Annotated in this window: 13 protein-coding genes; 10 read left to right on the plus strand and 3 right to left on the minus strand. The window is 67.3% G+C overall.

Translation table 11 applies throughout. The features are described 5' to 3' along the window. Positions 1–1170: HD domain-containing phosphohydrolase (locus KBW95_RS09940; protein ID WP_211528142.1), on the plus strand; the 1170-nt coding region annotated here is incomplete at its 5' end. A 12-nt stretch (positions 1171–1182) separates the two neighbouring features. Here the strand turns inward: KBW95_RS09940 and KBW95_RS09945 are convergent. Beyond that, a complete protein-coding gene (locus KBW95_RS09945; RefSeq protein ID WP_229429656.1) occupies positions 1183–1812 on the minus strand; it encodes a response regulator transcription factor in 630 nt (209 codons plus the stop codon). 147 nt (positions 1813–1959) lie between these two features. Here KBW95_RS09945 and KBW95_RS09950 point away from each other — a divergent pair, with 147 nt between their 5' ends. Continuing rightward, entirely contained in the window at positions 1960–2409 is a 450-nt protein-coding gene (locus tag KBW95_RS09950; protein ID WP_211527006.1) for an Rrf2 family transcriptional regulator, read from the plus strand. Between the two features lie 58 nt (positions 2410–2467). Here KBW95_RS09950 and KBW95_RS09955 read toward each other — a convergent pair whose 3' ends face one another. Beyond that, complete coding sequence (locus KBW95_RS09955) at positions 2468–3028, minus strand: PEP-CTERM sorting domain-containing protein (RefSeq protein ID WP_211527007.1); 561 nt, start codon at positions 3026–3028, stop codon at positions 2468–2470. Positions 3029–3376: 348 nt separating this feature from the next. On the opposite strand from KBW95_RS09955, the gene KBW95_RS09960 reads away from it, so the two are divergent. Continuing rightward, the gene (locus KBW95_RS09960; RefSeq protein ID WP_211527008.1) at positions 3377–4189 is read left to right on the plus strand and encodes an alpha/beta fold hydrolase; all 813 of its coding nucleotides are present in this window, start codon (positions 3377–3379) and stop codon (positions 4187–4189) included. 90 nt (positions 4190–4279) lie between these two features. Next, positions 4280–4498 (plus strand): DUF4287 domain-containing protein, encoded by a 219-nt coding sequence (locus KBW95_RS09965; RefSeq protein ID WP_211528143.1) that lies wholly within the window; start codon positions 4280–4282, stop codon positions 4496–4498. Positions 4499–4794: 296 nt separating this feature from the next. Here the strand turns inward: KBW95_RS09965 and fliE are convergent, their stop codons facing one another. Further along, positions 4795–5166: a flagellar hook-basal body complex protein FliE gene (fliE, locus tag KBW95_RS09970; RefSeq protein WP_211527010.1), complete on the minus strand. Its 372-nt coding sequence runs from the start codon at positions 5164–5166 to the stop codon at positions 4795–4797. A 189-nt stretch (positions 5167–5355) separates the two neighbouring features. Here fliE and fliF point away from each other — a divergent pair, with 189 nt between their 5' ends. Genes fliF through KBW95_RS10000 form a run of 6 tightly spaced genes read left to right on the plus strand, consistent with a single transcriptional unit; the run spans position 5356 to position 11910 of the window. Beyond that, on the plus strand, positions 5356–7056 hold the full coding sequence (gene fliF, locus KBW95_RS09975) for a flagellar basal-body MS-ring/collar protein FliF (protein WP_211527011.1): 1701 nt from the start codon (positions 5356–5358) through the stop codon (positions 7054–7056). Next, the gene (gene fliG / locus KBW95_RS09980) at positions 7049–8053 is read left to right on the plus strand and encodes a flagellar motor switch protein FliG (RefSeq protein ID WP_211527012.1); all 1005 of its coding nucleotides are present in this window, start codon (positions 7049–7051) and stop codon (positions 8051–8053) included. The genes fliF and fliG overlap by 8 nt, the downstream gene beginning before the upstream one ends. Then, positions 8053–8760 carry a flagellar assembly protein FliH gene (gene fliH, locus KBW95_RS09985; protein ID WP_211528144.1) on the plus strand — a complete coding sequence of 236 codons (708 nt, stop codon included), beginning with the start codon at positions 8053–8055 and terminating at the stop codon, positions 8758–8760. The genes fliG and fliH overlap by 1 nt, the downstream gene beginning before the upstream one ends. 1 nt (position 8761) lies before the next feature. Continuing rightward, complete coding sequence (gene fliI, locus KBW95_RS09990) at positions 8762–10159, plus strand: flagellar protein export ATPase FliI (RefSeq protein WP_211527014.1); 1398 nt, start codon at positions 8762–8764, stop codon at positions 10157–10159. 37 nt (positions 10160–10196) lie between these two features. Beyond that, entirely contained in the window at positions 10197–10637 is a 441-nt protein-coding gene (gene fliJ / locus KBW95_RS09995) for a flagellar export protein FliJ (protein ID WP_211527015.1), read from the plus strand. A 7-nt stretch (positions 10638–10644) separates the two neighbouring features. Then, positions 10645–11910 carry a flagellar hook-length control protein FliK gene (locus KBW95_RS10000; RefSeq protein WP_211528145.1) on the plus strand — a complete coding sequence of 422 codons (1266 nt, stop codon included), beginning with the start codon at positions 10645–10647 and terminating at the stop codon, positions 11908–11910. The last annotated feature ends 35 nt before the right edge of the window (positions 11911–11945 follow it).

Raw genomic sequence — 11945 nt, forward strand, 5'->3', positions numbered from 1 at the left:
ACCGCCCCCGGCTTCGCCGCCCTGCTCGGCGACGACATCGGCGGGCGCCGCGCCCTGCTCGCCGATCCCTTTGCTCCACGCTCCTTTCGCGGCGGCGCCGCGCTGGCCGCCGCCCACGCCGAAGTCGCGGGCGAACTGGCCGCCATGCTGGGCCTGCCCGCGGCGGTGGAACACGCCCTGCGCCACCTGTTCGCGCGCGGCGCCGAGACAGGCCAGATCGCCGCGCTGGCGGGCGACCTCGAACTGCTGGCGCGCACCCATGGCCTGGACGCCGCGCTGGCCATGATCGCGCGCCTGGCCGGGCGCCGCTATCCCGCCGCGCTGGCGCAGCTGGCGGCACAGCACGCCGGCGCCTGGCTGGAGCAACTGGGGCAGCCGGAGGACAGCGCCATCGCCCCTGCCTTCCTTCCGCTGTCGGCGCCGCTGGCGCCGGTGGCCGATGCCGTCGAACTCAAGCTGCCCTGGCTGGCCGGCTATGGACGCCGGGTGGCCTTCCTGGCGCGCGAAGCGGCGGTCCTGGCCGGCCTGCCGGACGCCGTCCAGCGCAGCCTGGTGCGCGCCGCGCTGCTGCACGGCCTGGGCCGCGCCGGCGTGCCGAATCGGGTGTGGCAAGGAGCGAACAGGCTGGAAGGGGACGCACGCGAGGCGGCGCGGCGCGCGCCCTACTTGACCGGGCAGCTGCTCGGGCGCATTCCCGGCCTGGAAGAGGATGGCGCGCTCGCCTCCCAAGCCTACGAACGGCTCGACGGCAGCGGTTACTACCGGGGGATGGACGCCGCGGTCCTGGGACAGCCGCAGCGCATCCTGGCCGCCGCCGCGGCCCACGCCGCGCTGCGCGCGCCGCGTCCATGGCGCGCGGCCCACGAGGAAGTGGCCGCCACCGCCCTGCTCGATACCCAGGCGGCGGGCGGCCGCTTCGACCGCGAGGCGGTGGCGCTGGTGACAGCGGCGGCCAGCCAGGAAATCGCGTCCGTGCCGGCCGCGCTGTCGGCGCGCGAACGGGAAGTGCTGCTGCGGATCAGCCGGGGAGAAAGCGAACGCGCGGCGGCGCGCGCCATGCGCCTCAGTGCCGGCGCGGTGCGCGCGCACCTGGAGCGCGCCCTGGAGGAACTCGGCTGCGCCACGCGCCCGGCAGCCACGCTGCGGGCGCTGGCGCGCGGCCTGCTCTAGCCGCGGAAGGAATCAGGAATAGGTGGCCTGGTGCACGCTGCCGCCCGGGCGGATCAGGCCGCGCTGGGTGGCGACCACCACCGCGTGGGTGCGCGCGGTGGCGTCCAGCTTGCTCATCACGCCCTTCACGTGGGTCTTGACCGTGCCCACGCCGATGCCCAGCTTGCGGGCGATCGACTTGTTGCAGCAGCCCTGGGCCAGCAGCTGCAGGACGTCGGTTTCGCGCCCGGTGAGGGTTTCGCGGCTCAGGCTGTCGGCCACGCTGCGCGTGACCGATTCGGTGAGATAGCGCTGGCCCTGCGCCAGGGCGGCGACCGCCTTCTGCACTTCCTCCGGGCGGCTCGACTGCAGCACATAGCCGTGCACGCCGGCGTCCATCGCGATGCGCACTTCCCATTCCTTGTCGAGCTGGGTGACGATCAGCACCGCCGGGTGGCGCAGGGCTTCCGGCATGGGACGGCGCGCCAGTGCGATGCCCGTGTCGTAGTCGGCCACCAGCACGCGCGCGACGCGCTGTCCCTCCGGCTGGCGCAGGCTGGTGCTGACGCGCAGCTCGGGCAGTTCGGCGAGGATGGCATGCAGGCCGACAGTCATCACCGGATCGGCGTGCATGATATGGACGGCGGAGGAAATCGTATGCATGGTCGTGCTCCTGGTTGGACGGACGCAGGCGGGTGCCCGTTCTCCATCTTGAAACGGGCGTGGCCGATCCGGCAAGTTAAGACATGTAAAAAATGCAGCCGGGGGTGGCCTTCGGCCAACGGGCGAATGCGCTATACTTGAACGATCATGCGCCTGACTTCCTTCACCGACTACACCCTGCGCACCCTGCTGCACCTGGGGAGCAACCGCGACCGCCTGGTCACGATCCAGGAGATCGCCGACCTGCACAGCATCTCGAAGAACCACCTGATGAAGGTGGTGAACGAACTGGCGCGCAACGGCGTGGTCGAGACCATCCGCGGCCGCAACGGCGGCTTCCGGCTGGCGCACGAGCCCGAGGACATCAATATCGGGGCCGTGGTGCGCATGAGCGAAAGCGATTTCTACATGGCCGAGTGCTTCGACCCCGAAGGCACGCCTTGCGGCCTGGTCCAGGCCTGCCGCCTCAAGGGCGTGCTGGGCAGCGCCACCAAGGCCTACCTGGACGAGCTGGACCGCCACACCCTCGCCTCCCTGTTGCCGGAGCCGGCGCCGCGCGAAACGCCGGTCGCTTTCCACCGCAAGAAAGCAGCCTGATGCATCATGAAAAACGGCCGCCCGAGGGCGGCCGTTGTCATTCCTGCTGCCGAACCGTTCAAGCCTTGCGGCGTACGGCGGCGATGCCGGCCAGGCCCAGGCCGAACAGCGCCACGCTCAGCGGTTCCGGCACCTGGCCCGGATCGACCGGGTCTTCGCCGCGCACATAGGTGGCCTTGAGGGTAGCGCTGTGCCAGTTGAAACTGGTGCCGGTGTTCGACTTGACCGTTACCAGCAGCTGGCCGGTGTCGCTCAGCGAAGTCAGCGAGGAGCCGGTGATCTCGTAGGGGCCGTAGGGGGTCTCGCCGTTGGGGACGTTGCTGCCGCTGCCGACCAGGACATTGCCCGGACCGACCAGGAAGGAGAAGGTCTCGAGGCCGCCCTGGTTCGAGCCGCCGACATCCTTCAGTTTCAGGGTCAGCTCGGCCCAGCTGATGGAATCGCGGACGGTGACGAAGTTGTAGGGGGCAAGGGTGAAGTCGAAGGTCCAGCTGGCCGATCCGCCGGCAGCGATGGTCTGGTTGCCCGCGTTATAGGTAGAGTCGATATCAGTGATGATCGGGGAAGCGCTTGCGGCGGCCGAAGCGGCAAAGATGGCGGCGGCGGTGACGAATTTCATGAACTGTTTCATATTTTCCTCTAGTTTTGATTTTGGTCAACTACGCCTTCTTTTATGCAATTCGCGTGCCAGGCCAAGGCTCCAGAGGGAGAACTGTCAAACTGCTCTAATTTTTAGGACACAGCGTAAAAAATTCCGACACTGGACTGTCAACTGTGAATCCTGCTAGGAGCTAGCGTTCACATGGCGCTGCCAAAAAGAAACCGGGCCGCATCAGCGGCCCGGTGCCGAGGTAGCACATGGCCTTGCGGCCATGCAGTAATGATCAGAACGCGTAGCTGGCGCGGCCGTAGAGGTAGCGGCCCGAACGGCCGAACGGCGCGTGGTTGGCGAACGGCCGGTGCGATAATGCGGAATCCGCATCCATGGAAGCACTGCGTGAACGAACTCCGCATCACCGACCACCATATTCCCGCAGGAGACGGCTTCCTGTTCGCACGCGCCTGGCAGGGGGCGGCGAGGACCGCGCCCATCGTGCTGCTGCACGATTCCCTCGGCTGCGTCGAACTCTGGCGCAGCTTTCCGGCCGCCCTGGCGGCGGCGAGCGGACGCAGCGTCATCGCCTACGACCGCCTGGGCTTCGGCCGTTCCAGCCCGCGCGGCGGCGTCCTGCCCCACGGCTTCATCGCCCAGGAGGCGCAACAGGGCTTCGCCCTCGTGCGCGAGCATTTCGGCCTGGAGCATTTCGCACTTTTCGGGCACAGCGTCGGCGGCGGCATGGCGGTCCATTGCGCGGCCGGGTTTGCGCAAGCCTGCGCGGCCCTGGTGACCGAATCGGCCCAGGCCTTCGTGGAAGACCGCACCCGTGCGGGGCTCCTGGTGGCGCAGGACGCGTTCCGCCGGCTGGGCAGCCTGGAGCGCCTTGCCCGCTATCACGGCGACAAGGCGGCCTGGGTCTTGCACGCCTGGCTCGACACCTGGCTGGCGCCGGGCTTTGCCGGCTGGTCGCTGGACGCCGTGCTGCCCGAGGTGCGCTGCCCGGCGCTGGTGCTGCACGGGGTGGAGGATGAATATGGATCCCCTGAACATCCGCGCCGCATCGCGCAAGGCGTAGCCGGGCCGGCCGAGCTGGAACTGATTCCGGACGTGCGTCACGTGCCGCACAAGGAACGGGAAACCTGGGTGGCGCAACGGGTCGCCGCCTTCCTCGCCCGCGGCTGAAGAATATGCAATCCGGATGTCGAAACCGGAGCGCGCCGTTCGTCGTGGCAGGAGGAAGGCAGCCGCACTTCCTTACTTCAGGAGCTGAACATGACGGATCAGAAAGCGACAGGACCGGCGTCCTATATCCCCTCGATCGAAAAGAAATACGGCCAGCCGGTGGCGCACTGGCTCGGTCTTCTGGGCGACAAGACCGGAATGAAACACATGGAGATGGTGAACTGGCTGAAAAACGAGCATGGCATCGGCCACGGCCACGCCAATGCCCTGGTCGCCTGGCATCTGGCCAAGCCTGGCGCGCGCGCCTGAGCGCCAGGCCCTCCTGGCCTCTTTGGATAAGGTGCCAGCCTACACGACAAAGGGAGCCGATGGCTCCCTTTGCTAGATGCGAATCCTCGTCAAGACACGCCGCGCAACAGTGCGAACAGGGCGACTACGGAGACGCATGCACTAACGCTCCCATCCATCAAAGTGCGGAGAGAAGAGCGTAGCCTGGGACATAGATGAGCATAAGAATCCCGCATCGTCTGGCATCGCTGAATTAAAGTCAAACTACTGATCCATACAGCGCAAACGGGCTCCTGCCCCTGCGAGCTTGTCCGCCGTCAAACCTGCATGTTCATGATGTCGTGATAAGCCGACACCAGCTTGTTGCGCACCTGGACGGTGGCCTGGAAGGCGATACTGGATTTCTGCATGGCGATCATGGTGTCCGACAGGCTGACCGTGTCGTCCCCCATGGCGAAGCGCTTGCCGATTTCTTCCGCCTGCCTGGACTTGTTGCTCACTTCCTGCAAGGTGGACTGCAAGGCGTCGGCGAAGTCGAGCTTGGCCACGGGCTTGTCGCCGCCGATGCCGCCGAGGCCGGCCGGCGCGGTCGGGACGACCGAAGCCGGCTTGGTCGCCGCCGCCTTCAATTGCTCCATCATCGCCTGGATGCGGCTGCTGTCGATGCCGCCGATGCCGCCAATACTCATGTTCTTCTCCTGCCTATTATTGCCTTGTAGAATCAAACCCTTTGATCTCAGGCTGTCAGAATATCAGCGCCGGGGCGAAACCGAAGCGTGAAGAAGGCGGGAAAAGTCCCCCTGTTTCCCCATTTGGATGTTGCCCTACGGCTCCATAATGCTGCCTGAGCTCCCCTAATCCACCCACAGACAACCACCATGGCAGCAGCAGCGGAAGAACTGATCGACACCCCTGACTCGGCACCGGCCGCGGCCCCGACCTTTTTCCAGACGACGATGGGCAAGCGCGTCGCGGCGGGCGGCGGCGTGGCCATCATCCTGGCGATCATGGTGGCGGTCTGGATGTGGAGCCAGGCGCCGGAATACCGCGTGCTGTTCTCGAACTACAGCGACCGCGACGGCGGCGCCATCACCGCCGCGCTGGACCAGATGGCGGTTCCGTACAAATTCTCCGAAGGCGGCAGCGCGATCCTGGTGCCGGCCGAGCAGATCCACGACCTGCGCCTGAAGCTGGCGGCCCAGGGCCTGCCCAAGGGCGGCAACGTCGGTTTCGAACTGATGGAAAACCAGAAACTGGGCACGTCCCAGTTCCTGGAACAGGTCAATTACCAGCGCTCGCTCGAAGGCGAGCTGGCGCGCTCCATCCAGTCGCTCGGCTCGGTCAGCAATGCGCGCGTCCACCTGGCGCTGCCAAAGCCCTCGGTCTTCGTGCGCGACCAGCAAAAGCCCACCGCTTCCGTCCTGCTCAACCTGCAGCCGGGCCGCGCCCTCGATCCGGGCCAGGTCAGCGCCATCGTGCACCTGGTCGCTTCCAGCGTGCCGGAACTGACCATCGGCAACGTGACCGTGGTCGACCAGAACGGCACCCTGCTCTCGGACACCTCGAACAAGGGCGCCGGCAGCAAGCAGCTCGACGCCACCCAGCTCAAGTACGTCGACACGGTCCAGCAGAACATCATCAAGCAGGTGGAATCGATCATCAAGCCGATCGTCGGCGAAGGCAATGTGCGTGCCGAAGCCACCGCCGAGATCGACTTCGCCCAGGTCGACACCGCGGCCGAGATGTACAAGCCGAATTCGCCGCCGGAGCCGCAGGCGATCCGCAGCCAGCAGACCTCGGAATCGACCCAGCAAGGCGCCGGCGCCTCGGGCATCCCGGGCGCGCTGTCGAACCAGCCGCCGGGCGTGAACGCGGCCCCGGTCGAAGGCCAGCTGCCGCCGAACGGCGCCCAGCCCGCCGCCGGCCCGAGCCGCAAGGATTCGACCACCAACTACGAAGTCGACAAGACCATCCGCTACGAACAGCGTCCGATGGGCGGCATCAAGCGCCTGACCGTGGGCGTGGTGGTGAACTACCGCCGCATCGTCGATCCGAAGACCGGCAAGGTCACTGTGCGTCCGCTGGCGGCCGCCGAAGTGGCCCAGATCAACGAGCTGGTCAAGCAGGCGATGGGCTATAACCAGCAGCGCGGCGACACCCTGAACGTGGCCAATGCCCCGTTCGACGGCGTCGACAAGCCGGCCGAGGACATCAAGCCTATGGAATGGTGGAGCGACCCGGCCAACTTCCCGCTGTTCAAGGAAGTCGCCCGCTACGCTTTTGTCGCCGCCGTGATCGCCTTCCTCTACTTCCGCTTCCTGCGCCCGCTGCTGCGCCCGGCGATCAAGAAGTTCGACGAGGCCACCGCGATCCCGGAAGAGGAAAAGATCGACGAGGAAGCCGAGGCCGAAGCCGCCGCCGCGGCCGAGGAAGCGATGCAGGAAGAAGTCGAGGAAGTCGAGCAGCAACGCCGGGCGCAGGGCTACCGCGCCAACCTGAAAGTGGCGCAGGACCTGGCGCGCGAAGATCCGCGCATCGTCGCAAACGTAATCAAGGCATGGTTGGGTTCCAATGAGTGATAAAGACAAAGACGCCACCAACAAGGCGGCGATCCTGATGCTGGCGCTGGGCGAGGCCGAAGCGGCCGAGGTGATGAAGTTCCTCGGCCCGCGCGAAGTGCTCAAGCTGGGCGCCGCGATGGCGCAGATGAAGGCGGTGCAGCACGAGCAGGTGGTGACGGTGCTGGAAGACTTCGTCGTGGAAACCAACCTGCACTCGACCGTGGGCCTGGATTCGGACGAATACATCCGCCAGGTGCTGACCAAGGCGCTGGGCGACGACAAGGCCGCCGTGCTGCTCAACCGTATCCTGGGCGGCAAGGACGCCTCGGGTATCGAGAGCCTGAAGTGGATGGACTCGACCTCGGTCGCGGAACTGATCCGCAACGAGCACCCGCAGATCATCGCCACCATCCTGGTGCACCTCGAGCGCGACCAGTCCTGCGAAATCCTGTCACACTTTACCGAGCGCTTGCGTAACGACGTGGTGCTGCGTATCGCCACCCTGGACGGCGTGCAGCCGGCCGCCTTGCGCGAGCTGAACGACGTGCTGACCAAGCTGCTGTCGGGCAACGAGAACATCAAGAAATCGTCGCTGGGCGGCGTGCGCACCGCTGCCGAGATCTTGAACTTCATGAGCGGCGAGCAGGAAGCGGCCGTCATGGACAACATCAAGAACTACGACAACGACATGGCGCAGAAGATCATGGACGAGATGTTCGTGTTCGACAACATCATCGACATCGACGACCGCGGCATCCAGCTGCTGCTGCGCGAAGTGCAGTCGGAGATGCTGATCATCGCGCTGAAAGGCGCCTCGCAGGACCTGCGCGAGAAAATCTTCAAGAACATGTCGCAGCGTGCCAGCGAAATGATGCGCGAGGACCTGGAATCGAAAGGTCCGGTGCGCCTGTCGGAAGTGGAAACCCAGCAGAAGCAGATCCTGCAGATCGTCCGCCGCCTGGCTGACGAAGGCCAGATCGTGCTGGGCGGTAAAGGTGAGGATTCCTTCGTCTGATGGTGATTCCGAAAGAACTGCAGAGCGCCTACCAGCGCTGGGAAATGGCCTCCTTCGACAAGGAGCGCCGAAGTGCCCAGCGCGAGGAGCAGCCCGCTCCTGCCCCGGTGGAGATCGTCCCCCAGGTGGTGTTGCCGAGCGTGGAAGAAATCGAGGCGATGCGCGAAGCCGCACGCCAGGAAGGCTACCTGCAAGGCTTGCAGGAAGGCCGCGAGCAAGGCTATGCCGAGGGCCGCGCCCAGGGCTATGCCGACGGCGCCGAAGCCGGCCAGACCGAGTCGGCCGCCGAGCTGGAGCAGATGCGTTCGATCGCCGCCACCTTCGGCGACGCGGTCGCCGCAGCCGACGAGACCATCGCCGCCGACGTGCTGGAACTGGCCCTGCGCCTGGCGCGCGGCATGGTGCGCACCGCCTTCGATGTGCGCCCCGAGCTGATCGTCCCCATCGTGCGCGAAGCCATCGGCTACCTGCCGGTGCTGCAGCAGCCTGCGCTGCTGAGCCTGCACCCGGAAGATGCCCTGATTGTGCGCCAGGGCATGGCCGACGAGCTGACCAAGGGCGGCTGGCGCATCATCGAAGACGCCGGCATCGCGCGCGGCGGCTGCAAGGTCGAGACCGCGAGCAACCAGATCGATGCCCAGGCCCAGGCCCGCTGGCACCGCCTGACGCATGCGCTGGGCGCGAATGTCGAATGGATGGGACAGTAAGATGAGCACGACCGCCGACCGCCACACCGCACGCTGGAAATCCTTCCTGCGCGACTGCGACGCCCTGGTGGGCTTCGCCGAGCCGATGCAGGTCTCGGGACGCGTGACGCGCGTGGCCGGCCTGGTGATGGAATGCGTCGGCCTGCGCCTGGCGGTGGGCAGCGCCTGCACCATCCCGACCGCCAACGGTCACATCGAGGCCGAAGTGGTCGGCTTCGAGGGCGAGCGCCTGTTCCTGATGCCGCAGAGCGACGTCGAAGGCGTGGTGCCCGGCTCGCGCGTGTTCCCGGTGGAGAGCGTGCTGCCCAAGCCGGGCAGCGTGCCGCACCCGCGCCGCCGCCCGAGCGACCGCGCGCGCCACCTGCCGGTGGGCGAGCAGCTGCTGGGCCGGGTGGTGGACGGCGCCGGCCGCCCGCTCGACGGCCTGGGCCCGCTCGGCACCCACGAAGTGGCGCCGCTGAATGCCCGCCCGGTCAACCCGCTCGACCGCGCGCCGATCAAGGACACCCTGGACGTGGGCGTGCGCGCCATCAACGCCATGCTCACCGTGGGCCGCGGCCAGCGCCTGGGCCTGTTCGCCGGTACCGGTGTCGGTAAGTCTGTGCTGCTCGGGATGATCGCGCGCTATACCGAAGCCGAAGTCATCGTGGTCGGCCTGATCGGCGAACGGGGCCGCGAGGTGAAGGAATTCATCGAGCAGATCCTGGGCCCGGACGGCCGCGCTCGCTCGGCCGTGGTGGCCGCGCCGGCCGACGCCCCTCCCCTGATGCGCCTGCAGGGCGCCGCCTATGCCACGGCGATTGCCGAGCACTTCCGCGACCAGGGCAAGAACGTCCTGCTCATCATGGATTCGCTGACCCGCTACGCCATGGCCCAGCGCGAGATCGCCCTGGCCATCGGCGAGCCGCCCGCCACCAAGGGCTATCCGCCGTCGGTGTTCGCCAAGCTGCCGGTGCTGGTCGAACGCGCCGGCAACGGCGTCGAGGGCGGCGGCTCGATCACCGCCTTCTATACGGTGCTGTCCGAGGGCGACGACCAGCAGGACCCGATCGCGGATGCGGCGCGCGGTATCCTGGACGGCCACATCGTGCTGAACCGCCACCTGGCCGAGGCCGGCCACTATCCGGCGATCGACATCGAGCAATCGATCTCGCGCGCCATGCACGGCATCACCACCCACGAACACCAGCTGGCGGCGCGCAAGCTCAAGCAGCTGTACTCGCGCTACCAGCGCTCGCGCGACCTGATCAGCGTCGGCGCCTATGCCCCAGGCAGCGATCCGGTGCTGGACCAGGCCATCGCCAAGCACGGCGACATCGAGGGCTTCCTGTGCCAGGAAATCCACGACAACGTGGGCTTGCCCGAGAGCTTGGGGCAACTTACCTCTCTATTCCAGTGATGAGGGGATGCTTGGCGGAACTATACTGTGATCCATTATGGCCCAAGCTTCCGCCCTCGAAACTCTCATTGACCTGGCCCAGCGCGAATCCGACGCTGCCGCCAAGCGCCTCGGCGTCGCCCTGAAGGCGGTCGAGGAGGCCGAGCAGAAGCTGGAGATGCTGGTCGGCTACCGCGACGAGTACGCGCGCAAGCTGGATGCGGCCCAGCTGGCCGGCATCACGCCCTTCGCGTATCACAATTTTGTTGCCTTCATCGGCAAGCTGGACAACGCGCTCAATGGCCAGCGCGAAGTCATCAAGCACGCGCAGTACAAGGCCAGTGTGGAAAAGACGGCATGGCAGGAAAGCGAGCGCAAGCGCCTGTCCTACCGCACCTTGAGCGAACGCGCCGCGGCCGAGACTTTAAAGATCGAGAACAAGCGCGACCAGAAACTGATGGACGACCACGCGGCCCGTGGCGCCTTCTACAAACGCTGAACCTATCATGACGATGCAGACCACCACCCTTCCGTTCCAGGTTGCCGGCGCCAACGCCGCAGGTTCCCAACTGCAGCGCGCCAACGCGCTGCCGGGCGCGGCCGCCGACGGCGGCAAGGCCTTCGGCGCCACGCTCTCGCGCGAGCTCGCGCAGCGCCAGGCGATGCCGCAGCAGCAGATGGCCCCTGCCCCGGCCGCCCAGCAGAACAAAGCGGCCGCCGCCAAGCCGAATGCTGGCGACAAGCCGGCCCAGGCGCAGCGCACCGCGAATCGCGAGCCGGCCAAGCAGACCCAGGCAACGTCCAGGGACGAGGCCCCGGCGGCCAAGACCGCGAACGCGGATGCGGCCGAAGGCAGCGAGGAAAGCAAGGACGCGGCAGCGGCCAGCGCAGCCGCCGAGGCCGCCACGGCGCCCGTGACCGACATGCTGGCCTTCATGGCCAGCCTGGCCCAGCCGGCCCCAGCCGCACCGGTGGCAGCGGAAGCCGCGCCGGCCGACGCGCTGGAGTCGGCCTTCCAGCAGATCAAGGCAGGCCAGGACGGCCTGGCGCTCGAGGCCGAAGCCCTGCCCCGGGACACCGCATCGACCGGCCTCGCCGCGGCGACCGGCGTCGAGCGCGCGCCTGTCGAGCTGCCTGCCGGCGAGGATGCGGCCTCGATGCCGCAGGCCAAGCCGGACGCCGGCCAGTTCCAGGCCCAGCTGCGCGAAGCGAGCCAGCAGCAGGCCGCCGCCGAAGCGCCGGCCCCGAGCGTCACCCAGCTGCAGGCCCAGGCCGCCAAGCTGGAAACCGTGCAGCCGGCCGCCGTGCCGGCCGACCGCATCCCGGCGCGGGTGGGCAGCCAGGGCTGGGACAACCAGGTCAGCCAGCGCATCGTCTACATGGTCGGCAAGGAACAAGCCGCCACCCTGACCCTGAACCCGCCGGATCTCGGCCCGGTGCAGGTGGTGCTGAACGTGAGCAACGACCAGGCCAGCGTGCAGTTCTCGTCGAACCAGCTGGAGGTGCGCCAGGCCCTGGAAAGCGCGATTCCCAAACTGCGCGAGATGATGAGCGAGAGCGGTATCGCGCTGGGTAATGCGACGGTGGATGCGGGCATGCCGGACCAGCGCCAGGCTTCGCAGGATGGGGAGCGCCGTGGCAATGGCGGCGCCTCCGGGCTGAATGGCAACGGCCGCGATGCGGGCGGCAACGGGAATTCGACGGAGAGCGCACCGCGTAGCGCTCGTACCGTAGCGGTGGGCGACCGCGGCATGGTCGACACCTTCGCGTAACGGTATTTAGTTAGCTTGAAGACCGTCGCCCCGGC

This window comes from Massilia sp. ZL223, from assembly GCF_018119395.1.
GTDB lineage: Bacteria > Pseudomonadota > Gammaproteobacteria > Burkholderiales > Burkholderiaceae_D > Telluria.

What these genes read in the sequence shown, in the direction of transcription:
- KBW95_RS09960 (WP_211527008.1), top strand. Translation starts at nt 3,377, where the DNA reads ATGCGGAATCCGCATCCATGGAAGCACTGCGTGAACGAACTCCGCATC.
- KBW95_RS09965 (WP_211528143.1), top strand. Translation starts at nt 4,280, where the DNA reads ATGACGGATCAGAAAGCGACAGGACCGGCGTCCTATATCCCCTCGATC.
- fliF (WP_211527011.1), top strand. Translation starts at nt 5,356, where the DNA reads ATGGCAGCAGCAGCGGAAGAACTGATCGACACCCCTGACTCGGCACCG.
- fliG (WP_211527012.1), top strand. Translation starts at nt 7,049, where the DNA reads ATGAGTGATAAAGACAAAGACGCCACCAACAAGGCGGCGATCCTGATG.
- KBW95_RS09945 (WP_229429656.1), bottom strand. Translation starts at nt 1,812, where the DNA reads ATGCATACGATTTCCTCCGCCGTCCATATCATGCACGCCGATCCGGTG.
- fliI (WP_211527014.1), top strand. Translation starts at nt 8,762, where the DNA reads ATGAGCACGACCGCCGACCGCCACACCGCACGCTGGAAATCCTTCCTG.
- KBW95_RS10000 (WP_211528145.1), top strand. Translation starts at nt 10,645, where the DNA reads ATGACGATGCAGACCACCACCCTTCCGTTCCAGGTTGCCGGCGCCAAC.
- fliH (WP_211528144.1), top strand. Translation starts at nt 8,053, where the DNA reads ATGGTGATTCCGAAAGAACTGCAGAGCGCCTACCAGCGCTGGGAAATG.
- fliE (WP_211527010.1), bottom strand. Translation starts at nt 5,166, where the DNA reads ATGAGTATTGGCGGCATCGGCGGCATCGACAGCAGCCGCATCCAGGCG.
- KBW95_RS09950 (WP_211527006.1), top strand. Translation starts at nt 1,960, where the DNA reads ATGCGCCTGACTTCCTTCACCGACTACACCCTGCGCACCCTGCTGCAC.
- fliJ (WP_211527015.1), top strand. Translation starts at nt 10,197, where the DNA reads ATGGCCCAAGCTTCCGCCCTCGAAACTCTCATTGACCTGGCCCAGCGC.
- KBW95_RS09955 (WP_211527007.1), bottom strand. Translation starts at nt 3,028, where the DNA reads ATGAAATTCGTCACCGCCGCCGCCATCTTTGCCGCTTCGGCCGCCGCA.